The sequence below is a fragment of the Mycobacterium sp. P2_H7 genome (assembly GCF_056403275.1).
Window position 1 is genome coordinate 239,102 of the sequence record NZ_JBFUFU010000006.1, and the last position, 24,173, is coordinate 263,274.

Consider the following 24,173-nt stretch of genomic DNA (forward strand, 5'->3'; position numbering starts at 1 on the left):
TCAACCCAAATGCGCACATACCTGGCGGTTGCTTCTGCGGTGCTTGCGGTGTTTGCCTTCGTGCTCTTGAGCGGCGTCGGCGGACCTCGTGTCACGACGACCGTCGGGTACGTGGGCCTGGTCTACTTCACCGCCGTCGCCGCCTTGGCCTCCGCACGTGCCGCGCGCAACGCCCTGGGCCCCCGCCGGTGCAGCTGGCGAGCCATGAGCGTGGGGTTGACGGGCTGGGTCGTCGGCAGCCTGATCTGGGCCTATTACGGCGTGATCCGCAACATCGCTCCGCCGTTCCCGTCGCTGGCCGATCTCGCCTACTTCGTGTTGCCGATCTGCGTCTGCGCGGCGTGGGCGACCCAGGCCTCGACGAGCAAGCTCACCCGTTTGCGCCCCCTGCTGGACGGGATCGTCATCGCCGCGGCGCTGTTCCTGGTGTCCTGGGTGGCCATCCTGCGTGACGTGTTCGAGACGAGTCACGCCAGCACCTTCGCGCTCACGGTGGCGGTCGCGTTTCCCGTCTCCGACGTGATCGTCATCACCCTCGCGGTCCTGGTCGCGTCGTCGGCACCGGTCGGGCACCGCCGCACCGTCGGTCTGGTCGCGGCGGGGATGACGGTGACCGCCCTTGCCGACAGCACTCATCTGTACCTGCGGGCGCACGGCCTGCCGTCCAACTCCGCCATGTTCATCAGCTGGGCCACCGGCGCCCTGTTGATCACCGCGGCGGCGCTGATCTCCAGCCGCACCCCCGGTGCGATCGCCGTCGCGGAGCGCCCACCGTCGCGCCTGGGCATCTCATTGCCCTACATCCCGCTGCTGGCGGCGGTCGGCGCCGGCTTTCTCTATATGTGGCCGATCCATCAGACGCGGCCCATCATCATCGCGGCGGCCGTGCTGGTCACCGTCGCCGCGGTCCGTCAGCTCATCGCGCTGATCGACAACCGCAGGCTGTTCGCGGCCGTCGCCGCCCAGGCCCTCCGTGACCCGCTGACCGGCCTGGCCAACCGGCTGCTGTTCACCGACCGTCTGCACCACGCCATGGGCCTACGGCACCGCGACGGCCGCGCCGTCGCGATCCTCACCCTCGACCTCGACGATTTCAAGCTCGTCAACGACCACCTCGGGCATCCGTCGGGGGACGCGCTGCTGCGCGCCATCGCCATGCGCCTGATGGACACCGTGCCCGACGGCGACAACGTCGCCCGGCTCGGTGGCGACGAGTTCGCCATCCTCATCGAGGGCGGTGACGAACTGCCCGAGGCCATCGCCCAGCGCGTCGCCGAAGCGTTCGACGACCCGTTCGTGCTGGACGGCGAGGAACTGTTCATGCATCCGAGCATCGGGTTGGCGACCGCGCCGGATCCCGAGGCCGAGGACATCTCCGCCGACGAGTTGTTCAAGCGGGCCGACGTGGCGATGTACGCGGCCAAACGCACGGGCGTCGGCGGGGTGCAGTCCTTCGACCCGGAGATGCGGCTGGACCGGGTCGAACTGCCGGAGTCGTTGAGCGACACCGGTAAACGCCGGCGCGCCTCGGTCGCCGGCATCCGCCTGCTCGGGCAGCTACGGCGCAGCATCGACAACGGCGAACTCACCCTGGCCTATCAGCCCAAGGTCTCGCTGACCACCGGCGGCATCGTCGGCGTGGAGGCGCTGCTGCGCTGGCCACACCCCGAACTGGGGATGCTGATGCCCGGCGAGTTCCTCCCGCTGGTCCGCCAGAACGGCCTGATCGGCGCGGTCACCGACCTGGTGCTCGATCAGGCGGCCCGGGACGCCGCCCAGTGGTACGCGGCAGGCAGTTGCGAGGTGCCGGTCTCGATCAATCTGTTCGCGCCGTCGCTCGACGACACCACGCTGCCCGACCGCATCGCCGCGGTGCTGGCCGGCTACCGGCTGCCGGCCGGCTCGCTGATGATCGAACTCACCGAGCACTTCCTGCTGTCCGGCAGCCGGCGTGCCGCCAAGGTGATCGAGCGGCTGCGCGCCTCCGGGGTGGGGGTCTCCATCGACGATTTCGGCACCGGCTACGCCACCATGAGCTACCTGCGCGACCTGACGATCGACGAGCTCAAACTGGACCAGCAGTTCGTGGCGCAGATCCTGGACAGCCCGCGCACGGCGGCGATCGTGTGCTCGGTCATCGGACTGACCCATGCGCTCGGCATCACCAGCGTCGCCGAGGGCGTCGAGGACGCCGCCACCGCCCAGCGGCTGCGCGAGTTCGGCTGTGAAGTCGGCCAGGGGCATTATTTCGCCGAGCCGATGTTCGCCAGGGAACTGCGGGCCCGGCTGGCCGTCAACGAGCGATTCGACACCAGCCGGCTGCCGGTTGTTCAGCCGTTCGAGACGCTCTAAAAGTCGGCGGCCGAACGGAATCGGCCATCGGGCCGTCGTCCCCGCCAATTTCACAGCTGCTACTCAGGGTTTCGCACTAAGGTCCCGCGCGTGCAAGCGAACGCGGCATACCGACGGTTGATTCGACACGTATCCGTCCGCGGGCTGGTGATGACGGCGGCGATGGCGGCGGTGGCAGGACTTGCTGCGCTGACGATCCTGCACACGCCCAGTCGCGGCCCGGCGTACGTACCGGCCGCCCCAGAGCCATCTCCGAGCACGATCGCACCGGTTGTGGTGGCACCCGTCATGAGCGCTGCGCCGACCCGGTCAGCGACCGCGGAGCCCTCGTCCACCGTCGAGCCCTCGGTCACCGTCGAGCCGGCTCCGGCGGCCACCGTCGAGCCGACCGAGACCGTCGAGCGACCGGCGACCGCGGCTCCGTCGACGACCGCGGCTCCGTCGACGACCGCCGCGCCGCCGACTTCCGCCACACCGTCGAAGCGGCCCAATCCGAAGACGAATGTGACGCGGACCAATTCGCCGGCGTACATGCACCCGCCCACTCATCCGTAGGCGAAAATGAAGCGACTCCCGGGGCGTGTCGCTGCTGCCGCGGGAGTCGTCGATGGTGGTGCTCGGTGCGCCCGAAGGGATTCGAACCCCTAACCTCTTGATCCGTAGTCAAGTGCTCTATCCGTTGAGCTACGGGCGCTGGGTGGTGCTGGTCTAACTATTCAGTTGTTCGGCGGAGGCGAGAGGATTTGAACCTCCGGTCCGCTTTAAGGCGGACAACTCATTAGCAGTGAGTCCCATTCGGCCGCTCTGGCACGCCTCCTGAACGATCTGAGGGTACCGGACCCCCGGAACCGCCGAGCGCACAGATTACACACGCCGGAGCGCGGAAGGCAAAGCGCGACATCGGGCGGCCGTCCGCGCACCCCTAGAATGACCGGGTGACTGCCCGCCTGCGCCCCGAAATGGCCGACCTCCCGGCCTACACGCCGGGCCGCACGGTGCCCGGCGCCATCAAGATCGCCAGCAACGAGACCGTGGACGGTCCGCTGCCCAGTGTCCGCGACGCCGTCGCCGCGGCGGTGGACACCATCAACCGGTACCCGGACAACGGCTACCAGGATCTGCGCGAGCGGCTGGCCAAGCACGTGAACTTCGCCCCCGAGAACATCTCGGTGGGCGCCGGATCGGTGAGCCTGTGCCAGCAGCTCATTCAGATCACCTCCACGGTGGGCGACGAGGTGATGTTCGGCTGGCGCAGTTTCGAGATCTACCCGCTGCAGGTGCGCACCGCCGGCGCCACCCCGGTCGCGGTGCCGTTGACCGACCACACCCACGACCTGGACGCCATGCTGGCCGCCGTCACCGAGCGCACCCGGCTGATCTTCGTGTGCAACCCGAACAATCCCACCTCCACCGTGGTGGAGCCGGCCAGGCTGGCCGAGTTCGTCGCCGCGGTGCGCTCGGACATCCTGATCGTCATCGACGAGGCGTATGTCGAGTACATCCGAGACGGCTTGCTGCCCGACAGCTTGGCCCTGGTTCGCAACCATCCGAATGTCGTTGTGCTGCGCACATTCTCCAAGGCGTACGGGTTGGCCGGGCTGCGGGTCGGGTATGCCGTCGCCGACCCGGACATCATCACCGCCTTGGGCAAGGTCTATGTGCCGTTCACGGCAACCACGGTGTCCCAGGCCGCCGCCATCGCCAGTCTCGATGCCTCCGACGAGCTGCTGGCCCGCACCGACAATGTTGTCGCCGAACGCATTCGGGTCAGCGCCGCACTGCGTGAGGCCGGCTACGAGTTGCCGCCCTCCCAGGCCAACTTCGTCTGGCTGCCGCTGCCCGGCCGGACCGACGACTTCGTCAACGCCGCCGCCGAGAGCCGCATCGTCGTGCGCCCCTACGGCCAGGACGGGGTGCGGGTGACCGTTGCCGCACCGCACGAGAACGACGCCTTCCTGGCCTTTGCCCGCAACTGGATCTCGTCCCGAGGAGAAGAAATATGAGCCACCGCAACGTCTTCGACGAACTGAAGGAGCGGGACGACCAGATCGCCGAATCCGAACTCGACGAGTTCTGGGCGACGCTGCCGCCGGCCGACCTGCAGTTCATGCTCGGCGAATGGCAGGGCGGCGAGTTCCAGACCGGGCACAAGGCCAACGGATTCATGAAGCGGCTCAACTGGTTCGGCAAGACGTTCAACTCGATTGAGGATGCCAAACCGCTGGTGTGCCTGGACGCCGACGGCAACAAGTTCTCCAACACCGAGGCCATGAACGGCGAAGCCAGCCTGTGGCTGGAGGAGTTCCGCGGCGAAGCCACGGCCTCGATGGTCTATGACGGCCGGCCCGTGCACGACCACTTCAAGGTGATCGACGACAACGCCGTGCTGGGCATCATGAACGGCAAGGCCGCGGTGGTCGACGGCAAGTACCTCTACTTCTACCTGGAACGCGTCTAGCCGTGAAGCGGGCGGCGGCGACCGGCCTGGCGGCGCTGGTGCTGCTCGCCGGGTGCGCACGCACCACCGAGGGATCGGTGGCGATGACCACAGAACCCGGCCCGGCCTTGACGACGCGGCCGAGCACGTCGGCACCGAGCACGTCGGCACCGAGCACGACGCGTACCCGCACGCCCCGCGGCTCCACCGTTCCCGACGTGCCCGCGCCCCCTGGCGCACTCACCATGACCTGTGGTGAATACAACACCTTGGACGCGGCCACCCAGCAGGCCGTCATCAACGCGATCCTGCAGCAGGAGCAGTCGATCCTGAGCCCGGACAACATCGACGTGGCCAAGACGCTGGCCGACGCGGTCTGCCAGTTCCTGGCCGACAGCACGGTCAGTGAGGTGCTGCTGGGAGGGCCCGTTCCCTAGCGCTAACCTTCACGCCATGGCTTATGAATCCGTCACCGTCGACATCGCCGACCACGTCGCACGCGTCACACTGATCGGGCCGGGCAAGGGCAACGCCATGGGGCCCGCCTTCTGGGACGAACTGCCCGACGTATTCGGCACCCTGGACGCCGATCCCGAGGTCCGCGCGATCGTGCTGACCGGCTCGGGCAAGAATTTCAGCTACGGCCTGGATCTGGCGGCGATGGGCTCGACGATGCCCGGCCTGGATGCGGGGGCCAAGGCGCGCAGCCAGTTCCACACCAAGCTGCAGAAGATGCAGGGCGCGATCAGCGCCGTGGCCGATTCCCGAACCCCGACCGTCGCCTCGATTCACGGGTGGTGCATCGGCGGCGGTGTCGATCTGATCAGTGCGGTCGACATCCGTTATGCCAGTGCCGATGCCAAGTTCTCGGTGCGCGAGGTCAAGTTGGCGATCGTCGCCGACGTGGGCAGCCTGGCCCGGCTACCGCTGATCCTGTCCGACGGTCACCTGCGCGAATTGACGCTGACTGGCAAGGACATCGACGCGGCACGCGCCGAGAAGATCGGTCTGGTCAACGACGTGTACGCGGACGCCGAGGCCTCGCTGGCCGCGGCACATGCCACCGCGGCCGAGATCGCCGCCAACCCCCCGCTGACGGTCGCCGGCGTCAAGGACGTCCTCGATCAGCAGCGCATCGCCCGGGTGTCGGAGAGCCTGCGCTACGTGGCGGCGTGGAACTCGGCGTTTTTGCCGTCGAAGGATCTCGCCGAGGCGGTCACCGCGATGTTCCAGAAGCGGCCGCCCCAATTCACCGGCGAATAGCGGCTTTTCGAATTACACCGCTGTCAGTCGCGACACGGTCACGGATGCGCAAACATCCGCGCACCGGTAGCCACAGGAGCACCACCGGACACTAACGTCACACATACAACGTGCAGACGTCTCTTTCGGCGTCCGCTCCTGAAAGGTGTGACATGTCGCGGCGTCGTCGTATTGCGTCCCTCGCGGTGGCCACGATGACCACCGCCGGACTGTGTGTCGCGATCGGCGTGGCGTCCCCGGTCACAGCCGAACCGTGCACGGGGGCAGCGGCCGCGGCACAGCCGCCCGCAGGCACGGCCGCGCTGCCGAGTCCCGGTGCCGGCGGCCCGCCGATCGGCCACAAGCCGGCCGGCGCCAACGACAACGCGCCGCTGCCGCGCCTGGGCAAGCTGACGCGGTCACTGTTGAGCGCGTTGACGCCCGCTCAACAGGTGCAACAGCAGGCCGCCGTCGTACCCGCCGCGCCGACGAAAACCGCTGCACCCGTAGCGCCCCCGGCGCCAGCGGCGGCACCCATGCCGGCACCGGGCACGGCTCTGATCGGCTGGGTGACCGGCCCGGAGAGCTCCAACAAGACCATCGAGAAGTACTCGATCACCGGTACCGACCTCGGAATCATGTGGGACAACGGCAGTTCCGCGAGCCATCAGGTCCTGATGGCCTTCGGCGACACCTACGGATACTGCAGCACCCCCCAAAAGCAGTGGCGTTACAACGTGTTGATGCGCAGCCAGGACACGGCCCTGACCAACTCCGTCGCGGCGTCCAGCGCGCCGTCGTGGCGGCCGGGACTGGCCAAGCAGATCATCAACAGCATCGACTGGGCGCCGGTCGAGAAGGGCATCATCCCGACCGCCGGTGTCTCGGTCGGCGGCAACCAGTACGTCAACTTCATGTCGATCAAGAACTGGGACGCCGACGGTCGCTGGTCGACGAACTTCTCCGGCATCGCCGTCTCACCGGACAACGGCGAGCACTGGGGCGTCTATCCGACGAGTGTCCGGCCCTCGGCGCCGGACAGCGTCGACCGTGTCGCCTACGTCCCCGGCAATGAGAACTTCCAGATGGGCGCGTTCATGAAGCCCGGGCCCGGCGACAACTACCTGTACTCGTTCGGCACGCCGCCGGGTCGTGGCGGTTCGGCCTACGTCGCCCGGGTGTTGCCGGCGTTCGTCCCGGACGTTACGAAGTACGAATACTGGAACACCGACAACAATGCCTGGGTACCGGGCAATCCCGCCGCCGCCTCGGTGATCATCCCCGGCCCGCTGGGTGAGATGTCCGCGCAGTACAACACCTATCTGAAGCAGTACGTCGTGCTCTACTGCAACGGACTCAACGACGTGGTGATGCGCACGGCGCCTGCGCCGCAAGGGCCGTGGGGTCCCGAGGCCATGCTGGTGAACCACTCGGAGTTTCCCGGTGGCATCTACGCACCGTTCCTGCACCCCTGGTCCACCGGAAAAGTGTTGTACTACAACCTTTCCCTGTGGTCGGACTACAACGTGATGCTGATGCGCACGGTGCTACCGTAACCCGTTGCTGTCACGGCAGATAACGGGCCGCGTGCGGCGCGATCCCGTGCGGCCGGCTGGCATTGCGGTAGCCGATCAGCACACCCAGCGCCGTCAACCCGGCCAGGCCCGCCACCCCGGGCACCGCGAGCGCGATCAGATGAGCGGTGGACGCGCTCTGCAGGTCCGGGCGCTCCGGCGCGCTTGCCTCGCTGCTGAGCGCGGTTCGCTGCGGCTCGGGCACCATGCGACTGTCGGCGTCGATCGTCGCGATGCCGACCGCCGCCGAGAGTGCGGCCAGCACGACGGCACCCGTCATGCACCACAGTCGAGCAGCCACGGTCAGCGCTCCCGCCTGTCGGAGAATTAACTTGCTCGTGCAGAAACAGCAATGCACAGGCTCATAAGTCAGGAATTTAACCGCATATCGTCCGAGTATCAACCCGGACACTTGTGGCGAGTTTAACTGCACAGATGAGGCTGAGATCGTCGACGGCGCGTACGCCCGGTAATCCGTACAGCAAAAAGGAGCAAACTTTATTGATTAAGCAGCAGGCACTCAGACCTCGATCCGGGACCCGATGATCACGGTCCGGTCGAGTGGCAGCGCGAAATGCCCCGCCGCATCCGCGGTGATGTGTGAGGTCGCGATGAACAGTCGTTTGCGCCACGGTGCCATGGTGTTCGCTGAACCGGGCGTCAGCTCGAGCTTGGACAGGTAGTACGTCGCGTCGTCGACCGAGATCGGTCCGTCGACCAACGGCAGGCACTCGACCAGCCGTAATGCCGCCGGCACGTCCGGCTGCTCCATATACCCGAACTTGGCACTGACGAAGATGATGCCGTCGTCGGTGTAGCCGAGATCATCGATGGTGATGCGGTCCTCGTCCCGCACACGGGGCGAGGGCTGGACGTCCAGCGACATGATGATGGCGTGGGCATGCAACACGTGGTTGTGCTCGACGTTGGCGCGCATGGCCAGCGGCGCCGTCTCCCCGCCCCGGTTCAGAAACACCGCGGTACCCGGGATGCGGATCGGTGTGGTGCGGTCGGCGGCCAGCTTGTCGACGAACGTCTGCAGCGGACCCTCGGCTGCCGCCCGCGCCGCGGTCACCACATCTCTGCCGCGCTGCCAGGTGGTCATCACCGCGAAGGCGGTGATCGCGATGAGCAGCGGCAGCCAGGCGCCGTGCACCAGCTTGGTGAGGTTGGCCGCGAAGAACATCAGATCCACCACCAGCAGCGCTCCGCCGCCGAGCACCAGGATCGGCATCGGCGTGCGCCAGCGGACCCGGGCCTGGTAGAGGAACAACAAGGTGGTGATGGTGATGGTTCCGGTCACCGCCATCCCGAACGCGTAGGCCAGTGCGGCCGAGCTGCGGAACGCGAACACCAGGGTGATGACGGCCACCATCAGTACCCCGTTGATCCACGGCACGTAGATCTGCCCGATGGACGATTCCGAGGTGTGCGCTATCCGCAGCCGCGGTAGGTACCCGAGTTGGGCGGCCTGCGCGGCGACGGAGAACGCACCGGTGACCACCGCCTGGGACGCGATGACCGTCGCCGCCGTGGCCAGCACCACCATCGGGATCCGTGCCCACTCGGGAGTAAGCAGGAAAAACGGTGCGCTGACGGCGTTTTCGTCGCCCAACAGCAGTGCACCCTGCCCCAGGTAGCTCAGCACACATGCCGGCAGCACCAACCCGAGCCAGGCGGTGACGATGGCCGGACGACCGAAGTGACCCATATCGGCGTAGAGCGCCTCGGCGCCGGTGACGGCCAGCACGACGGCCGCCAGCGCGAAGAAGGCGATGTTCAGATGACCGATCATGAAGTCCAACGCGTAGGTGGGCGAGAGCGCTCTGAGGATCGCGGGATGAGCCACGATGCCCGAGACCCCGCAAGCTCCGATCGCGACGAACCACACGATCATCACCGGCCCGAAGAAGCGGCCGATGGTGGCGGTACCGCGCCGCTGCACCGAGAACAGCGCCACGATGATGATCACGGTGAGCGGGATGACCCACCGATCCAGCTCAGGCTCAACAACTTTCAGGCCCTCGACCGACGACAGCACCGAGATGGCCGGGGTGATCATGCTGTCGCCGAAAAACAGTGCGGCGCCGAACAATCCGAGCGCGGAGAGCACCGCGGCCGACCGTTCGCGGCCCGCCGGACAGCACCGGCGCACCAACGTGATCAGTGCCATCACGCCGCCCTCGCCGTCGTTGTCGGCGCGCATCACCAGGCTGACGTAGGTGAGGGTGACGATGAGCATCACCGCCCAGAAGATCAGGGACACCACGCCGTAGACATGCGCCTCGCTGATCGGCACCGGATGCGGATCATCCGGATTGAACACCGTCTGCAGGGTGTAGATGGGACTGGTACCGATATCGCCGAACACCACGCCGAGCGCGGCGATCACCAGCGGCGGCCGCAAGGACTGCGCTCTAGTCACGGGCCCAGTATCCCGTGACTAGACCGTGAAATGGCGGTGGCGGAGGGATTTGAACCCCCGGTCGGTGTTAGCCGACTCTCGCTTTCAAGGCGAGTGCATTAGGCCGCTCTGCCACGCCACCGCCGATAAGCGTAAGGGGTCTAGACCCTGCCCAGCCTCGCGGGCGGCGCTTCGGACKGCAGGCCTGCGCTGATCCGCCGGCAGTTCTCCCCCACCGCGGCCATCTGCGGGCGCGACAACCGGCCCAGGTAGTGCGTACGCACCCCGTCGCCGTAGGTCTCCATCGCCTCTTTGAGCAGCGCACGCCCGTCATCGGTGATGGTGGCCAGCACGCCACGGCCGTCCTCCGGGCTGGCCACCCGCTGGACCAGGTTGAGCTTCTCCAGGCGGTGGATCTGCCGGGTGACCCTGCTGGGTAGTGACATCAGACCTTCGGCCAAGTCGCCCATCCGGGCCGACCCCGTCATGGAGCGGTCCAGGATGTCGAGAAGACGCACGTCGTTGAGCGTCAGCCGATGCTCGTCCACCAGGGAACGGTTCAGCGTCGCGTACAGCCGGAGCGCGGAGTCCAGAAAGTTTTGCCAGGACCTCTGCTCAGCGATATCCAGTCCGGGCATGGTGCTGGCCGTCCGCCCCGCAATAGTGCCTTCCATCGCGCCATCGTAAGGCTCTACCGACGAGTAACGTGCACTGAATGCGCGCCATTGTTGCAGAGTCAACCGAACGTATGACAATTCAAGTAGTTCCCGACGTCGCAGCTCACACACGTCAAGTTGTGATCCGAGTGGCCGCCGCCGGCGTCAATAGGGCTGACCTTCTGCAGGCCGCCGGCAACTACCCGCCGCCTCCCGGCGCCAGCGACACACTCGGGCTCGAAGTGTCCGGGACCATCACCGAAGTGGGCACCGAAGTCGCCGGCTTGTCGGTAGGGCAACAGGTTTGTGCTTTGCTGGCCGGCGGCGGCTACGCCGAATATGTGGCCGTCCCCGCCGCCCAGGTGATGCCCATCCCGGACGGCGTCGGACTGCACGAGGCCGCCGCACTTCCGGAGGTGGCGTGCACGGTCTGGTCGAACCTGATGATGACGGCGCACCTGGATCCGGGCCGGCTGCTGCTGCTTCACGGCGGCGCCAGCGGCATCGGCACGCATGCCATCCAGGTAGCCCGCGCACTGGGCAGCCACGTCGCCGTCACCGCCGGGTCCGCCGAGAAACTCGCGGTGTGCACCGACCTCGGCGCCGACATCACCATCAACTATCGCGACGAGGATTTCGTAGAACGCGTCCGCGCCGCCGGGGGCGCCGAGGTGATTCTCGACATCATGGGAGCGAAGTATCTGGACCGCAACATCGACGCCCTCGCCGACGGCGGGCGCCTTGTGGTGATCGGCATGCAGGGCGGTATCACGGCCGAACTCAACCTCGCCAAGCTGCTGGGCAAGCGGGCCGGCGTCATCGCGACCGCGCTGCGGTCCCGGCCGGTCGACGGACCCGACGGCAAGGGCGCGATCGTGGAGCAGGTGGTGGCGAACGTGTGGCCGCTGATCGCCGCAGGCCAGGTCAAACCCATCATCGGCGCAGAGCTGCCACTCGAGGAGGCCGCGCGGGCGCATGCGCTGCTGGCCTCCGGCGAGGTCCACGGGAAGGTGCTGCTGCAGGTCAGCTAGCTAGCCGAGGGAGGCGAGCGCCCGCACCAGCTGGTCGACCTCGGCTGTCGTCGTATACGGCGCCAGACCGATGGTGACGGCGCCGCCGACATCGCTCACCCCGATGAGTTCGAGCACGCGCGAGTTCGGGTCGATCGACGCCAGGATGCCGTTGTCGGCGAGCCGCTGCAGCACCCGCTCGGCCGGTACGTCCTGCACCGCGAAGCTGAGCACCGGGATGTGTTCGGCCGGGCTGCCCAGCACCATCACCAGCGGCAGGGACCGCAACGACGTCAACAGGTAAGCGAACAGCCGGTCCATGTAGGCCGCCGCGGACTCCATCGACACACCGAGTCTCTCGCGCCGGGTGCCGTGGGCCGCCTCGTCGAGCGAGGCCAGGTATTCGACGCTGGCCACCACGCCGGCGAGCAGACCGAACTGGTGGATGCCCATCTCGAGACGGGCCGGGCCGGTGGCGTGCGGATCCAGCGACACCGAACTGAACATGTCGATCACCGAGGGATCGCGGAACACCAGCGCACCGATTGGCGGGCCACCCCAGGCGACGGCATTGAGGGCGAGCACGTCGGCGTCGATGTCGTCGATGTCGATCAGCCGGTAAGGCGCCGCGGCCGAATGGTCGACGATGACCAGTCCGTTGTTGGCGTGCACCAGTTTGGTGACCGGCTCCAGATCGGTGAGGGTGCCCAGCGTCGAGGACGCCGACGTGATGGCCACCAGCCGGGTCGGCTTGGTGATCAGGCTCTCCCACTGCCAGCCGGGCAGTTCCCCGGTCTCGACGTCGACCTCGGCCCATTTGACCTTGGCGCCATAACGATTCGCTGCGCGCAGCCAAGGCGAGATGTTCGCCTCGTCGTCCAGGCGGGTCAGCACCACCTCATAGCCCAGCCCCACCCGGGACGAGGCCGCGTCCGAGAGCAGCGTCAGCAACACCGACCGGTCGGCGCCGAGCACCACCCCGTCCGGGCTGGCGCCCACCAGATCCGCGATGGCCTGACGGGCGGCCGCCAGGACCGTCGCGCTGCGCCGGGCGGACGGGTGCGGACCGGACGCCGAGGGCATCGAACCGCGGAACGCCGTCGACACCGTCGTGGACACCGAGTCGGGCAGCAGCATTCCGTCCGGGGCGTCGAAGTGCACCCAACCGTCGCCAAGTGACGGGTGCAATCCGCGCACCCGGGCGACGTCGTATGCCATGCAAGCCACCTTAGAGCGTCTGCAATTCGTGCAGACGGACACAGTTCAGGTAAGTGCCCGGTGGCACCCTGCCTCGTGGGCCGGGGTCCCGGGCCGGATCACTTCGGCAGCCATACTAGTCCAGTGGGCTTGTCGTTCGGGGTGCTGATTGCCCTGCTGTTGCTGGTGTGCCCCGGAGCAATCGTCGCGCGAACGGCAGGGCTGACCTGGCCGACTGCCGTAGCGGTCGGCCCTCCGGTGACGTATGGCGTTGTGGCACTGGTCATCGTGCCGATGGGCGCCCTCGGTGTCCCATGGACGGCGTGGACCGCGTTGGCGGCCCTGGTCCTTGTGATCGGCATCACTTTCGCTTTGCGACGGCCGCTGGGCCGGTTCCGCGACCAGGGCGCCGAGCAGCGGGCCGCGGAACGCGGACCTGCGCTGGTGGTGGCCGCCGGGGTCGTGCTGGGCGCGCTGCTGATCGGGTTCGCCGCGGTCCGCGGCCTACCGAATTGGCAGTCGATTCCCAGCAACTGGGATTCGGTGTGGCACGCCAACACCATCCGCTGGATCCTCGAAACCCACCAGGCCTCGCCGACCCACATGGGCGAGTTGCGCAATGTCGAGACGCACGACGCGCTGTACTACCCGTCGACGTTCCACGCGCTCGGCGCGATCTTCAGCCAGATCAGCGGTGCCGCGGCGACCACCGCGTACACGGTCAGCTCACTGGTCGCCGCCATCTGGCTGTTCCCTGTCAGCGCCGCGACCCTCACCTGGTTGATGCTGCGACGTTCGGCCTCGCAGTGGCGCACCGCGTGGTGCGCGGCCACCGCGGCCGCCCTGTCGGCGTCGTTCACCGCCATCCCGTACGTCGAGTTCGACACCGCCTCGATGCCCAACCTGGCCGCCTACGGCGTGGCCGTGCCCACGGCCGCGCTGACCATCTCGGCCCTGCGGCACCGCGATCGGATCCCGCTGGCGGTGCTCGCCGTGCTGGGGGTGTTCTCCGTGCACATCACCGGTGGCGTGGTGGCGGTGCTGTTCGTCGCGGCGTGGTGGGTGTTCGACGCGCTGCTGCGGCCCGTGCGCGGCAGGCTGTCCGATTTCCTCACCCTGCTTGCCGTGGGCCTGCCGGCGCTGGTGTTGCTGATCCCCCAGTTCGTCGGGGTGCTGCAGCAGGCCGAGATCATCGTGGGGCACGCCTTCGTCACGCACGAGGGTAAGAAGCGCGGACTCATCGACGCCGTCGTGCAGCACACCCGCCACCTCAACGACTTCCCCATCCAGTGGTTCCTGATCGTGATCGCCGCCGTCGGCGCGGGTGTCCTGCTGTACCGCCGGATCTGGTGGCCGCTTGCCATGTGGTGCCTGCTGGTGGTCTCGATCGTGCACTCGTCGGCCCCGTTCGGCGGCATCATCGGCACACTCACCGGACGGTTCAGCGACCTGTTCTACAGCGACCCACGCAGGCTGTCGGCCGTGGTGACGATGCTGCTCGCGGCAGTCGCCGGCATCGGGTTGTGCACCGCGATCACCTGGGCGGTGGCCACCGTGCGCCGCTTCGCCACACGCGGGACGCCGCGGCTTTGGCATGGGGTGAGCGCGGCGGCGCTGGTCGCCGTCGCCCTGGCCAGCGCCTGGCACTACCTGCCCCGGCACAGCCACCTGCTCGGCGAGAAGTACGACCAGGTGATCATCGACGACAAGGATCTTGAGGCCATGGCCTACCTGGCGTCGCTGCCCGGCGCGCGCGACACCATGATCGGCGACGCCAACACCGACGGCACCGCGTGGATGTACGCCGTGGCCGGCCTGCATCCGCTGTGGACGCATTACGACTATCCGCAGCAGCAGGGCCCCGGCTACCACCGGTTCATTTTCTGGGCTTACGCCGACGACGCAGATCACGACCCCCGGGTGGCCGAGGCCGTGCACGCGCTCAACATCCGGTACGTGCTGACCAGCACGCCGGTGGTGCGCGGGTTCGTCATGCCCGACGGACTAGTGTCACTGGACAAGTCGAAGTCGTGGGCCAAGATCTACGACAACGGGGAGTCGCGCATCTACGAGTGGCGCGGCGACGGCCCTTCGGCACAGACACCAACGGCTGAGAACGGGGTACCAGGAAGGCCATGACCATCAATCCCGACGACGACAACATCGAGATCCTGGCGGGCGAACCCGACGCCGCGATCGCCGACGACAAATCGCTGACCGACCTGATCGAGCAGCCGGCCAAGGTCATGCGGATCGGCACCATGATCAAGCAACTGCTCGAAGAGGTGCGGGCCGCTCCGCTGGATGACGCCAGCCGCAGCAAGCTGCTGCAGATCCACAAGAGCAGTATCCGCGAGCTCGAAGACGGCCTCGCGCCGGAACTGCGCGAGGAGCTGGAACGCCTGACGCTTCCGTTCACCGACGACTCGGTGCCCTCGGACGCCGAACTGCGCATCGCCCAGGCACAGCTGGTCGGCTGGCTGGAGGGACTGTTCCACGGCATCCAGACCGCCCTGTTCGCCCAGCAGATGGCCGCCCGGGCGCAGCTCGAGCAGATGCGCCAGCTGCCGCCGGGAATGGGCGGGCAGCAGCGCGGACCCGGACACCCGGGCACCGGCCAGTACCTGTAGACCGCATCGTGAGCAATCCGCACATCGAGACCCGTAACGCCTGGGTCGAGTTCCCGATCTTCGACGCCAAGTCCCGTTCGCTGAAGAAGGCATTCCTCGGGAAGGCCGGCGGCGCGATCGGGCGCAACGAATCCAATGTGGTCGTGATCGAGGCACTCCGGGACATCACGCTGTCGCTGAAGATGGGCGACCGCGTCGGCCTGGTCGGGCACAACGGCGCGGGCAAATCGACTCTGCTGCGGCTGTTGTCGGGTATCTACGAGCCCACGCGCGGCTCGGCGACGGTCACCGGCCGGGTGGCGCCGGTGTTCGACCTCGGCGTCGGTATGGACCCGGAGATCTCGGGTTTCGAGAACATCATCATCCGCGGGCTGTTCCTGGGGCAGACGCGCAAGCAGATGATGGCCAAGGTCGACGAGATCGCCGACTTCACCGAACTGGGCGACTACCTGTCGATGCCGCTGCGCACCTATTCCACCGGTATGCGGGTGCGGTTGGCGATGGGCGTGGTCACCAGCATCGACCCCGAGATCCTGCTGCTCGACGAGGGCATCGGTGCCGTCGACGCCGAGTTCATGCACAAGGCGCGCAAGCGGCTGCAGGATCTGGTGGCCCGCTCCGGAATCCTGGTCTTTGCAAGCCATTCCAACGAATTCCTGGCCCAGCTGTGCGATACGGCGATGTGGGTGGATCACGGCACCATCAAGATGACCGGCGGCATCGAAGAGGTCGTCGGCGCCTACGAAGGGCCCGACGCGGCGCGCCATGTGCGTGAGGTGCTCGAGGAGAACGCCCGGGCTGATACCGGTGGCTGAAGCTGTCATCGCCGTGGTCGTCACGCACCGGCGCGTCGACACCCTGGCCACCTCGCTGGCGGCGGTGTGCGGCCAGGACCGCGCGCCGGACCATCTGATCGTCGTCGACAACGACGCCGACGACCGGGTGCGCACGCTGGTCGACGGCCAGCCGGTGCCCGCGACCTATCTGGGGTCACACCGAAACCTCGGTGGCGCAGGCGGTTTCGCGCTGGGCATGTTGCATGCGCTGACCCTCGGCGCGGACTGGATCTGGCTCGCCGACGACGACGGCCGGCCCGCCGACTCCTCGGTGCTGGGCACGTTGTTGGCCTGCGCCGCAACACATTCCCTGGCCGAGGTGTCCCCCATGGTCTGCGACATGGACCAGCCGGAGCGGTTGGCGTTCCCGTTGCGCCGCGGGCTGGTGTGGCGGCGCTGGGCCGCGGAGTTGCGCGAAGGTGACAGCGACCTGCTACCCGGCATCGCGTCCCTGTTCAACGGGGCGCTGTTCTCCGCCGCGGCGGTGGAAACCGTTGGGGTGCCCGATCTTCGGTTGTTCATCCGGGGCGACGAGGTGGACCTGCACCGGCGCCTGGCGCTGTCCGGGGTGGCCTTCGGCACCTGCCTGGAGGCCACCTACCTGCACCCGTACGGCACCGATGAGTTCAAGCCGATCCTCGGCGGGCGGATGCACACCCAATACCCGGACAACGACGTCAAGCGCTATTACACCTACCGCAACCGCGGCTACGTACAGGCCCAGCGCGGCCAGCGACGGCTGATCCCCCAGGAATGGGTGCGGTTCGGCTGGTACTTCCTGATCACCCGGCGTGACCCCGCGGGCCTGCGGGAGTGGTTGCGGCTGCGGCGGTTGGGCCGGCAGGAAAGATTCGAGAGGTACCAATCGCCATGACTTTCACCGATGCGGCAGCGCAATCCAAGACCTTCAGTCGCGCCTGGGCCGACCTGGTGGTCGGCTTCGGCAAGCGCGAACTGTGGCTGCACCTGGGCTGGCAGGACATCAAGCAGCGCTACCGGCGCAGTGTGCTCGGTCCGTTCTGGATCACCATCGCCACCGGCACCATGGCTGTCGCGCTGGGCGGGTTGTATTCGCAGTTGTTCCACCTGAAGCTGGCCGAACATCTGCCCTATGTGACCCTCGGCCTGATCATCTGGAACATGATCAATGCGGCCATCATCGAGGGCGCCGACGTCTTCGTCGCCAACGAGGGCCTGATCAAACAGCTCCCCACCCCGTTGAGCGTGCACGTCTACCGACTGGTGTGGCGTCAGGTTCTGCTGTTCGCCCACAACATCGTCATCTTCGTGGTCATCGCCATCATCTTCCCGCAGCCGTGGAAGTGGACCGACCTGATGTTCATCCCGGCGCTGGCCCTGCTGGTGGCCAATTGCGTATGGGTGGCACTGTGTTTCGGCATCCTGGCCACCCGCTACCGCGATATCAGCCCGCTGTTGTTCAGCCTGGTGCAGCTGCTGTTCTACATGACGCCCATCATCTGGAACGACCAGACCCTGCGCGACCAGGGCGCCGGCGGCTGGGCCAAGATCATCGAGTTCAACCCGCTGTTGCACTACGTCGACATCGTCCGGGCGCCGCTGCTGGGTGCCGACCAGGAGCTGCGGCACTGGATCGTGGTGCTGACCTTCACCGTGCTGGGCTGGATGATGGCGGCCATCGCCATGCGGCAGTACCGGGCGCGCGTGCCGTACTGGGTGTAGTCGAGGAGTTCACCTTCACGCAATCGGCGATTCGGGTCCGCCGCGTTGAATGGCCTTATCCCACATCTGACTTTTCCAGATTTCCAGGAGCAGCCATGACCGACGTCATCAACGGCGAGACCACCACGTCCGCCGCGCCCACCACACCCGCCCCCGAGAGCTTCGTCGAAGCCGAGATCGTGCCCGTGCTCGACAAGGCCGAGGCCGCCGCGATCGAGGCCGAAGCAGGAGTGAAGCGCCGCGTGCTGGCAGTCCGCGAGGTGCTGGAGCGCCAGCTCGTCGCGGGTCACGGCCTGTCCGGTGAGCTCGTCACCGCCACCACCGATGCCACGGCCGCCCTGGTCGAGGCCCCCGCGAAGGTGATCGCCGCGGTCCGCGACGGCGCCACGCTGCCCATCGCGTTCGGCGAGACGGGTGACGCCGTGCAGGTGGCCGTCAGCGACGCCGGCACTCGGATCCGCAATGCCGTCGGCGAGTACGTCAGCCAGCAGTCGACCCTGCCCAACGCCGTCATCACCGGCGCTGCCGAGGTCGCGGGCTCGCTGGTGCGCGCCCAGGGCTCGCTGACCGCGTCGGCCGTCGACGGTGCCTTCAGCATCGCGACCGTCGCCAGCAAGGGCGGCGACGTGCGCGACGCCGTCGATCAGGAGTGGAGCGAGCTCAACGCCACCGCGGTCGCCGCGCGCGACGCCGTGGGGGCCCGGGTGTCGACGGCCCGCCAGGGCATCCGCGACGCCATCGCCTGACACCACGCCACCCTCGGGTGTGGGTCTGCTTTGCCCACACCGGCTCAGCTCCTCGGTCATCGCCGGGGAGCTGACTGCTCTCCGGCGACGACCGACGTGCGTGTTCAGCGACGCGGCGCCTTCATCCGGGTCGCGACGTTGAACCGGTTCCAGGCGTTGATGGTGACGGCCATCGCGATGACCTGAGCCAGCTCCTTCTCGCTGAAGACCGCGGCGGCCTTCGAGTACACCTCGTCGGAGACGTGGCCGTGGTGCAGTTCGGTGATCGCCTCGGTCAGTTCGAGGGCGGCGCGCTCCCGCTCGGTGAACAGATCGCCGGCCTCCTCCCAGGCCGCGATGAGCGCCAGGCGCTGCTCGGTCTCGCCCTGCTTGCGGGCGTCCGCGACATGCATGTCCAGGCAGAACGCGCAGTGATTGATCTGACTTGCCCGGATCTTGATGAGCTCGCCGATGGTGGGATCGACATCCTTGGCCGACGCTCCGGACAGCTTCATCATGGCGTCGTACAGCTCCGGGGAGACCTTGTAGATCTGGACGCGGTCGATGGCGGTGGGGTGTTCGAGTGTCTGTGTCATACCTGCAACGTTAGCCACCAAAGGACCATCCACATGGTTCAATTCGTGCATGACTTTGTGGGCCAATTTCGGATCGCGGGATCTGCACCTGGACCTGCGCGAGGTCATCACGCCGGGCGCGCGCGGAGCGCGAGAACTGCTGCTGACCGCCCTGCGCGACGCGGTGCGGTCCGGACGACTGGCCGCGGGCACCATGCTGCCGCCGTCGCGCACCTTGGCCGCCGACCTGGGCCTGGCCCGCAACACCGTCGCCGACGCCTACGCCGAACTGGTCGCCGAAGGCTGGCTGGCCTCCCGGCAGGGCGCAGGCACCTGGGTGGTCAATACTGCGGCCGCGCCCCTGCCCGCCCGGCCGCGCGGCACGCCGGGCACCCCGCTGCACAACCTCATGCCGGGCTCCCCCGACGTCGCGGAATTTCCGCGGGCCGCCTGGTTGGCGTCGACGCGCCGCATGCTCGCTACCACCCCCAATGACGCTCTGCGCATGGGCGATCCGCGCGGGCGCATCGAATTACGCACGGCCCTGGCGGAATACCTCGCCCGGGTGCGCGGCGTGCGCACCACCCCGGATGAGATCGTCATCTGCGCGGGCACCCGCCACGGGGTAGAGATTCTGGCGCGCGCCCTCGGCGGTCCGTTCGCCGTCGAGGCGTACGGACTGTTCCTGTTTCGCGATGCCCTTGCTGCACAAGGCATCTCGACCACACCCATCGACATCGACGAGCATGGCGCCGTGATCGAGAGCGTGGCGGACGGCACGCGCGCAGCGCTGCTGACCCCGGCGCACCACTTCCCGCACGGTGTGCCGTTGCACCCGGCACGGCGCACCGCGGCGCTCGAATGGGCACACCGCGCCGGCAGCTATCTGATCGAGGACGACTACGACGGCGAGTTCCGGTACGACCGTCAGCCGGTCGGCGCCGTGCAGGGCCTGGACCCCGATCGCGTGGTGTACCTCGGCTCGGCCAGCAAGAGCCTGTCCCCCGTGATGCGTCTGGGGTGGATGGTGGTGCCCGGCGATCTGCTGGACCCGGTGCTGGCCGCGATGGGTGGCGACCAGTTCTACGTCAGCGGACTGACCGCGCTGACGATGGCGGACTTCATCGCACATGGCAGCTACGACAAGCACATTCGGCGGATGCGGCTGATCTACCGGCGCCGCCGCGACCGCCTGGTGGCTGCGCTGGAGCCGCTGGGCGTGGGCGTGAGCGGCCTGTCGGCGGGCCTGCATCTCCTGCTCACCCTGCCCGAGGGCACCGAAGCCGAGGTGGTGCGTCGCGCCGGGGAGGCCGGTATCGCGCTGTCGGGATTGGCCATGCAACGCCATCCCGACGCCGGGCCGGGCACCCCCGCGCGTGACGGGGTGGTGGTCAGCTTCGGCACGCCGGCGGAGCACGCCTTCACCGCCGCGGTCGACGCGCTGTGTGGCGTGCTGGCCGGGATCAGTCGCTGAGGGAGCGGAGTTCGTCGTACATGTTGGCGCGGGCGGCGTCCTCCCACAGTCGGCGGCCGCGTTCGGTGCGGTACAGCGACGGCGCGGCCAACAGCGCCTCGATGATGCGCACCCGCCCCGCGCGGAAGTCCGCGTCGGCGACGTGACCGTATTCGGCGCGCACGTTCGCGGTGTTGCGCCGGTAGTCCTGCGACGGCAGGCCCAGCACGGCCAGGTCGGCGTCGGAGAGCACCTGCCCGTTGCGGTCCTGCGGCGCCGGATCGTGCTCGACGGTCAACCGCACCAAGCGGGCCACCTCCGCCACGAAGGCCGGTGCCGCGCCCAGCGCGGTGAGATCCGATTCGGCCAGCAGCGCGCTGTTCTCCTCGTCGTCGGCCTGCCCGGCATAGACGGCGTCGTGATACCAGGCGGCCAGCCGCACCGCATCGGGATCATCGGCGTCCTCGGCAAGGTCCTCGACGGCGTCGAGCACCCCGCGCAGATGCGAGAGGTCGTGGTAGCGGCGATGCGGTTCGGCCCAGCGCTCCAGCAGCGCCGCACCCACCGCGTCCACAGCCGGGGACGCGCTATGGCGCGTAAGCAACGCACGCCACTGCGCGAGCAGATCCGTCACGCGCACATTGTCGCAGCCTTCGCCGCCGCGGTTAAGCTTCCCCGCGATGACTGAGTCAGCACCGTTGAGCCTGAAGACCCAGGCGTGGCGATTCCTGGTCACCGGTGGGTTGTCGGCCTGCGTCGACTTCGGGCTGTACCTGCTGTTCCTCAAGCTCGGCCTGCAGGTCAACGTCGCCAAGACGCTCAGCTTCATCGCGGGCACCACCACCGCCTACCTGATCAACCGCCGGTGGACGTTCCAGGCGCCGCCCAGCACGGCCCGCTTCATCGCGGTGATCGCGCTCTATGCGCTGACCTACGCGGTCCAGGTCGGCCTCAACTACCTGCTCTATCTGAAGTTCGCCGGCCAGCCCTGGCAGGTCCCGGTGGCCTTCGTCATCGCGCAGGGCACCGCCACCGTCATCAATTTCGTGGTGCAGCGCGCGGTGATATTCCGACTGAGGTGACCTGGCCCGGTAACCTTGCGCACTGATATGCCTACCGACCTTCCCCTCACGCCCCGATCCCTGACCGGGTTCGGCCGGACGGCGCCGAGCGTGGCACACGTCCTGTCGACCCCCGACGTCGAGGTGATCGCCGAAGCCGTCCGGCAGGTCGCCGACGCCGACTCGGCAAGTCCCTCCTACCTGCGCCGCGGCATCGTGGCGCGCGGGCTCGGCCGCTCCTACGGCGACCAGGCCGGCAACGGCGGCGGCATCGTCGTCGAGATGACCCGGCTCAACCGCATCCACTCACTGTCCGCCGAGACCGCGATCGCCGACGTCGACGCCGGGGTCAGCCTGGATCAGTTGATGAAGGCGGCGCTGCCGTTCGGCCTCTGGGTCCCGGTGCTACCCGGCACCCGGCAGGTGACCATCGGCGGCGCCATCGGCTCGGACATCCACGGCAAGAACCATCACAGCGCGGGCAGCTTCGGCAATCACGTGCTGTCCCTGGATCTGCTGATGGCCGACGGTGAGGTCCACACGCTGACCCCGGACGGCCCGGAGAGCACGTTGTTCTGGGCGACGATCGGCGGGAACGGGCTGACCGGCATCGTGGTGCGCGCGCGCGTCGCGATGACCCGCACCGAGACCGCGTACTTCATCGCGGACGGCATCGCGACCGCCGACCTCGACGAGACCGTCGCGGTGCACCAGGACGGTAGCGAGGACAACTACACCTACTCCAGCGCCTGGTTCGACCTGATCAATCCCCCGCCCAAGCTGGGCCGCGCGGCCGTCAGCCGGGGCAGCCTGGCCAAGCTGGACCAGCTGCCGCCGAAGCTGGCCAAGGATCCCCTGCAGTTCACCGCGCCCAAGCTGCCCGGCGTGCCGAACCTGTTTCCCGTCAGCGTGATGAACAAGCTGTCGCTGGGCCTGGTGGGCGAGGCGTTCTACCGGGTGAGCGGCAACTACCAGAACAAGATCGTCAATCTGACGCAGTTCTACCACATGCTCGACATCACCACGGGATGGCAATACGCCTACGGCCCAGCGGGTTTCGCGCAGCATCAGTTCCTGGTGCCGCCCAATGCGCTGGACGAATTCAAGGACATCATCCGGTGGATCCAGACCCAGGGCCACTACTCGGCACTGAACGTGTTCAAACTGTTCGGGCCGGGCAACCGGGCGCCGCTGAGCTTCCCGATGGCCGGCTGGAACGTCGCCATGGACTTCCCGAACAACGCGGGCGTCAACCAGTTCCTCAACGAACTCGACGACCGCGTCATGGAATTCGGCGGCCGGGTCTACACCGCCAAGGACTCCCGGGTCAGCGCGGAGAAGTTCCACAAGATGTACCCGCGTATCGGCGAATGGATTGCCGTGCGGCGCAAGGCCGATCCGAACGGGGTCTTCGCCTCCGACATGGCCCGGCGACTTGAACTGCTCTAGCTCGAATGCTTTAGAAAGGCACCCCGCGTAAACATGATCGACGCCACCGGCAACCCGCAGACCATTCTTCTGCTGGGCGGAACCTCCGAGATCGCGCTGGCCATCGCCGAGCGTTACCTGCGCAATGCGAAGGCCCGGATCATCCTGGCCGACCTGCCCAACGCTCCGAAACGCGCCGAAGCCATCGCCCACCTGGAGGCGGCGGGCGCGAAGTCGGTGGAATACCTCGACTTCGACGCGCTGGACACCAAGTCTCATCCGGCAGTGATCGAATCGGCTTGGGCGGGAGGCGATGTCGACGTCGCCGTGGTTGCGTTCGGCGTACTCGGCGACGCCGAGGAGCTGTGGCAGAACCAGGCCAAGGCCGTCGCGACCGCCCAGATCAACTACGTCGCGGCGGTGTCGGTGGGTGTGCTGATCGGTGAGAAGCTGCGCGCCCAGGGCTTCGGGCAGATCATCGCGATGTCGTCGGTGGCCGGCGAACGGGTACGCCGCTCCAACTTCGTGTACGGCTCCACCAAGGCCGGGTTGGACGGGTTCTACCTGGGCCTGGGAGAAGCGTTGCGCGAGTTCGGCGTTCACGTGCTGGTGATCCGCCCCGGGCAGGTACGCACCACCACCACCCTGGAGCACTGGAAGGCCACCGGCGCCAAAGAAGCTCCGTTCACGGTCGACAAGGAATACGTCGCCGACCTCGCGGTGACCTCGGCCGCCAAGGGCAAGGACCTGGTGTGGGCGCCCGGACAGGTACGCGTGCTCATGTCGGTGTTGCGCCACATCCCGCGCCCGATCTTCCGCAAGCTGCCGTTCTGATGGTGCGGAGAGCGAAGCGATCCGGTAAGTGAACACTCGGCTGCTGGCGGTCCCCGCC

24 protein-coding genes and 3 tRNA genes are annotated in these 24,173 nt (G+C 67.7%); 17 read left to right on the forward strand and 10 right to left on the reverse strand.

The window, feature by feature from the left end; translation table 11 throughout:
* The first annotated feature begins 9 nt into the window (after positions 1-9).
* Positions 10-2,352, forward strand: coding sequence for a putative bifunctional diguanylate cyclase/phosphodiesterase (locus tag AC1DY7_RS09780; RefSeq protein ID WP_477493466.1), 2,343 nt, complete (start codon positions 10-12; stop codon positions 2,350-2,352).
* A 59-nt stretch (positions 2,353-2,411) separates the two neighbouring features.
* On the opposite strand, the gene AC1DY7_RS09785 is transcribed toward AC1DY7_RS09780, so the two are convergent.
* From AC1DY7_RS09785 to AC1DY7_RS09795, 3 genes are all read right to left on the reverse strand, one after another.
* A complete protein-coding gene (locus tag AC1DY7_RS09785; protein WP_477493467.1) occupies positions 2,412-2,885 on the reverse strand; it encodes a hypothetical protein in 474 nt (157 codons plus the stop codon).
* Positions 2,886-2,973: 88 nt separating this feature from the next.
* Positions 2,974-3,046: transfer RNA gene (locus AC1DY7_RS09790), tRNA-Arg, on the reverse strand.
* Between the two features lie 34 nt (positions 3,047-3,080).
* Positions 3,081-3,169: transfer RNA gene (locus tag AC1DY7_RS09795), tRNA-Ser, on the reverse strand.
* 118 nt (positions 3,170-3,287) lie between these two features.
* Here AC1DY7_RS09795 and hisC point away from each other — a divergent pair.
* The 5 genes from hisC to AC1DY7_RS09820 all read left to right on the forward strand — a co-directional run bounded on the left by hisC (position 3,288) and on the right by AC1DY7_RS09820 (position 7,587).
* Complete coding sequence (gene hisC / locus AC1DY7_RS09800; protein WP_477493468.1) at positions 3,288-4,355, forward strand: histidinol-phosphate transaminase; 1,068 nt, start codon at positions 3,288-3,290, stop codon at positions 4,353-4,355.
* Positions 4,352-4,810 (forward strand): DUF4334 domain-containing protein, encoded by a 459-nt coding sequence (locus AC1DY7_RS09805; RefSeq protein ID WP_477493469.1) that lies wholly within the window; start codon positions 4,352-4,354, stop codon positions 4,808-4,810. The genes hisC and AC1DY7_RS09805 overlap by 4 nt, the downstream gene beginning before the upstream one ends.
* Before the next feature lie 2 nt (positions 4,811-4,812).
* Positions 4,813-5,226, forward strand: coding sequence for a hypothetical protein (locus tag AC1DY7_RS09810; RefSeq protein WP_477493470.1), 414 nt, complete (start codon positions 4,813-4,815; stop codon positions 5,224-5,226).
* Positions 5,227-5,242: 16 nt separating this feature from the next.
* On the forward strand, positions 5,243-6,052 hold the full coding sequence (locus tag AC1DY7_RS09815) for a crotonase/enoyl-CoA hydratase family protein (RefSeq protein WP_477493471.1): 810 nt from the start codon (positions 5,243-5,245) through the stop codon (positions 6,050-6,052).
* 152 nt (positions 6,053-6,204) lie between these two features.
* On the forward strand, positions 6,205-7,587 hold the full coding sequence (locus AC1DY7_RS09820; RefSeq protein ID WP_477493472.1) for a DUF4185 domain-containing protein: 1,383 nt from the start codon (positions 6,205-6,207) through the stop codon (positions 7,585-7,587).
* A 10-nt stretch (positions 7,588-7,597) separates the two neighbouring features.
* On the opposite strand, the gene AC1DY7_RS09825 is transcribed toward AC1DY7_RS09820, so the two are convergent.
* The 4 genes from AC1DY7_RS09825 to AC1DY7_RS09840 form a co-directional block, all read right to left on the reverse strand.
* A complete protein-coding gene (locus tag AC1DY7_RS09825) occupies positions 7,598-7,885 on the reverse strand; it encodes a hypothetical protein (RefSeq protein WP_477493473.1) in 288 nt (95 codons plus the stop codon).
* 240 nt (positions 7,886-8,125) lie between these two features.
* Positions 8,126-10,030 (reverse strand): potassium transporter Kup, encoded by a 1,905-nt coding sequence (locus tag AC1DY7_RS09830; protein WP_477493474.1) that lies wholly within the window; start codon positions 10,028-10,030, stop codon positions 8,126-8,128.
* Positions 10,031-10,061: 31 nt separating this feature from the next.
* Positions 10,062-10,151: transfer RNA gene (locus tag AC1DY7_RS09835), tRNA-Ser, on the reverse strand.
* 19 nt (positions 10,152-10,170) lie between these two features.
* Entirely contained in the window at positions 10,171-10,683 is a 513-nt protein-coding gene (locus AC1DY7_RS09840; protein ID WP_477493475.1) for a MarR family winged helix-turn-helix transcriptional regulator, read from the reverse strand.
* 41 nt (positions 10,684-10,724) lie between these two features.
* Between AC1DY7_RS09840 and AC1DY7_RS09845 the strand changes: the two genes are divergently transcribed.
* Complete coding sequence (locus AC1DY7_RS09845) at positions 10,725-11,696, forward strand: NAD(P)H-quinone oxidoreductase (RefSeq protein WP_477493476.1); 972 nt, start codon at positions 10,725-10,727, stop codon at positions 11,694-11,696.
* Here AC1DY7_RS09845 and AC1DY7_RS09850 read toward each other — a convergent pair whose 3' ends face one another.
* Positions 11,697-12,893 (reverse strand): cysteine desulfurase-like protein, encoded by a 1,197-nt coding sequence (locus AC1DY7_RS09850; RefSeq protein ID WP_477493477.1) that lies wholly within the window; start codon positions 12,891-12,893, stop codon positions 11,697-11,699. It lies immediately after the preceding gene.
* A 123-nt stretch (positions 12,894-13,016) separates the two neighbouring features.
* Here AC1DY7_RS09850 and AC1DY7_RS09855 point away from each other — a divergent pair, with 123 nt between their 5' ends.
* From AC1DY7_RS09855 to AC1DY7_RS09880, 6 genes are all read left to right on the forward strand, one after another.
* On the forward strand, positions 13,017-15,011 hold the full coding sequence (locus tag AC1DY7_RS09855) for a DUF6541 family protein (protein WP_477493478.1): 1,995 nt from the start codon (positions 13,017-13,019) through the stop codon (positions 15,009-15,011).
* A complete protein-coding gene (locus AC1DY7_RS09860; protein WP_477493479.1) occupies positions 15,008-15,502 on the forward strand; it encodes a bacterial proteasome activator family protein in 495 nt (164 codons plus the stop codon). Before AC1DY7_RS09855 ends, AC1DY7_RS09860 begins: the two co-directional genes overlap by 4 nt.
* An 8-nt stretch (positions 15,503-15,510) precedes the next feature.
* Positions 15,511-16,317, forward strand: coding sequence for a galactan export ABC transporter ATP-binding subunit Wzt/RfbE (gene wzt, locus AC1DY7_RS09865; protein WP_477493480.1), 807 nt, complete (start codon positions 15,511-15,513; stop codon positions 16,315-16,317).
* Complete coding sequence (gene glfT1, locus AC1DY7_RS09870) at positions 16,310-17,212, forward strand: galactofuranosyltransferase GlfT1 (protein WP_477493481.1); 903 nt, start codon at positions 16,310-16,312, stop codon at positions 17,210-17,212. Before wzt ends, glfT1 begins: the two co-directional genes overlap by 8 nt.
* A complete protein-coding gene (gene wzm / locus AC1DY7_RS09875) occupies positions 17,209-18,039 on the forward strand; it encodes a galactan export ABC transporter permease subunit Wzm/RfbD (protein ID WP_477493482.1) in 831 nt (276 codons plus the stop codon). The genes glfT1 and wzm overlap by 4 nt, the downstream gene beginning before the upstream one ends.
* A 95-nt stretch (positions 18,040-18,134) precedes the next feature.
* On the forward strand, positions 18,135-18,785 hold the full coding sequence (locus tag AC1DY7_RS09880) for a hypothetical protein (protein WP_477493483.1): 651 nt from the start codon (positions 18,135-18,137) through the stop codon (positions 18,783-18,785).
* A 104-nt stretch (positions 18,786-18,889) separates the two neighbouring features.
* On the opposite strand, the gene AC1DY7_RS09885 is transcribed toward AC1DY7_RS09880, so the two are convergent.
* Positions 18,890-19,360: a carboxymuconolactone decarboxylase family protein gene (locus AC1DY7_RS09885; RefSeq protein WP_477493484.1), complete on the reverse strand. Its 471-nt coding sequence runs from the start codon at positions 19,358-19,360 to the stop codon at positions 18,890-18,892.
* 49 nt (positions 19,361-19,409) lie between these two features.
* On the opposite strand from AC1DY7_RS09885, the gene pdxR reads away from it, so the two are divergent.
* Positions 19,410-20,813, forward strand: a complete 1,404-nt coding sequence (gene pdxR, locus AC1DY7_RS09890; protein ID WP_477493485.1) for a MocR-like pyridoxine biosynthesis transcription factor PdxR — start codon at positions 19,410-19,412, stop codon at positions 20,811-20,813.
* Here pdxR and AC1DY7_RS09895 read toward each other — a convergent pair.
* A complete protein-coding gene (locus AC1DY7_RS09895) occupies positions 20,803-21,426 on the reverse strand; it encodes an HD domain-containing protein (protein ID WP_477493486.1) in 624 nt (207 codons plus the stop codon). The genes pdxR and AC1DY7_RS09895 overlap by 11 nt on opposite strands.
* A gap of 46 nt (positions 21,427-21,472) precedes the next feature.
* Here AC1DY7_RS09895 and AC1DY7_RS09900 point away from each other — a divergent pair, with 46 nt between their 5' ends.
* From AC1DY7_RS09900 to AC1DY7_RS09910, 3 genes are read left to right on the forward strand one after another with little or no spacing between them, the layout of a single operon-like run.
* Entirely contained in the window at positions 21,473-21,874 is a 402-nt protein-coding gene (locus tag AC1DY7_RS09900) for a GtrA family protein (RefSeq protein WP_477493487.1), read from the forward strand.
* Positions 21,875-21,901: 27 nt separating this feature from the next.
* Entirely contained in the window at positions 21,902-23,302 is a 1,401-nt protein-coding gene (locus AC1DY7_RS09905; RefSeq protein WP_477493488.1) for an FAD-binding oxidoreductase, read from the forward strand.
* Between the two features lie 33 nt (positions 23,303-23,335).
* Positions 23,336-24,115: a decaprenylphospho-beta-D-erythro-pentofuranosid-2-ulose 2-reductase gene (locus tag AC1DY7_RS09910; RefSeq protein WP_477493489.1), complete on the forward strand. Its 780-nt coding sequence runs from the start codon at positions 23,336-23,338 to the stop codon at positions 24,113-24,115.
* The last annotated feature ends 58 nt before the right edge of the window (positions 24,116-24,173 follow it).

Bases quoted from the DNA above. Each gene is read 5' to 3' on its own strand.
- AC1DY7_RS09805 (WP_477493469.1), top strand. From the start codon at position 4,352: ATGAGCCACCGCAACGTCTTCGACGAACTGAAGGAGCGGGACGACCAG.
- AC1DY7_RS09845 (WP_477493476.1), top strand. From the start codon at position 10,725: ATGCGCGCCATTGTTGCAGAGTCAACCGAACGTATGACAATTCAAGTA.
- AC1DY7_RS09825 (WP_477493473.1), bottom strand. From the start codon at position 7,885: ATGACGGGTGCCGTCGTGCTGGCCGCACTCTCGGCGGCGGTCGGCATC.
- AC1DY7_RS09900 (WP_477493487.1), top strand. From the start codon at position 21,473: ATGACTGAGTCAGCACCGTTGAGCCTGAAGACCCAGGCGTGGCGATTC.
- AC1DY7_RS09860 (WP_477493479.1), top strand. From the start codon at position 15,008: ATGACCATCAATCCCGACGACGACAACATCGAGATCCTGGCGGGCGAA.
- pdxR (WP_477493485.1), top strand. From the start codon at position 19,410: ATGACTTTGTGGGCCAATTTCGGATCGCGGGATCTGCACCTGGACCTG.
- AC1DY7_RS09785 (WP_477493467.1), bottom strand. From the start codon at position 2,885: ATGTACGCCGGCGAATTGGTCCGCGTCACATTCGTCTTCGGATTGGGC.
- AC1DY7_RS09820 (WP_477493472.1), top strand. From the start codon at position 6,205: ATGTCGCGGCGTCGTCGTATTGCGTCCCTCGCGGTGGCCACGATGACC.
- AC1DY7_RS09880 (WP_477493483.1), top strand. From the start codon at position 18,135: ATGACCGACGTCATCAACGGCGAGACCACCACGTCCGCCGCGCCCACC.
- AC1DY7_RS09910 (WP_477493489.1), top strand. From the start codon at position 23,336: ATGATCGACGCCACCGGCAACCCGCAGACCATTCTTCTGCTGGGCGGA.
- AC1DY7_RS09850 (WP_477493477.1), bottom strand. From the start codon at position 12,893: ATGGCATACGACGTCGCCCGGGTGCGCGGATTGCACCCGTCACTTGGC.
- AC1DY7_RS09780 (WP_477493466.1), top strand. From the start codon at position 10: ATGCGCACATACCTGGCGGTTGCTTCTGCGGTGCTTGCGGTGTTTGCC.
- AC1DY7_RS09885 (WP_477493484.1), bottom strand. From the start codon at position 19,360: ATGACACAGACACTCGAACACCCCACCGCCATCGACCGCGTCCAGATC.
- wzm (WP_477493482.1), top strand. From the start codon at position 17,209: ATGACTTTCACCGATGCGGCAGCGCAATCCAAGACCTTCAGTCGCGCC.
- AC1DY7_RS09905 (WP_477493488.1), top strand. From the start codon at position 21,902: ATGCCTACCGACCTTCCCCTCACGCCCCGATCCCTGACCGGGTTCGGC.
- AC1DY7_RS09815 (WP_477493471.1), top strand. From the start codon at position 5,243: ATGGCTTATGAATCCGTCACCGTCGACATCGCCGACCACGTCGCACGC.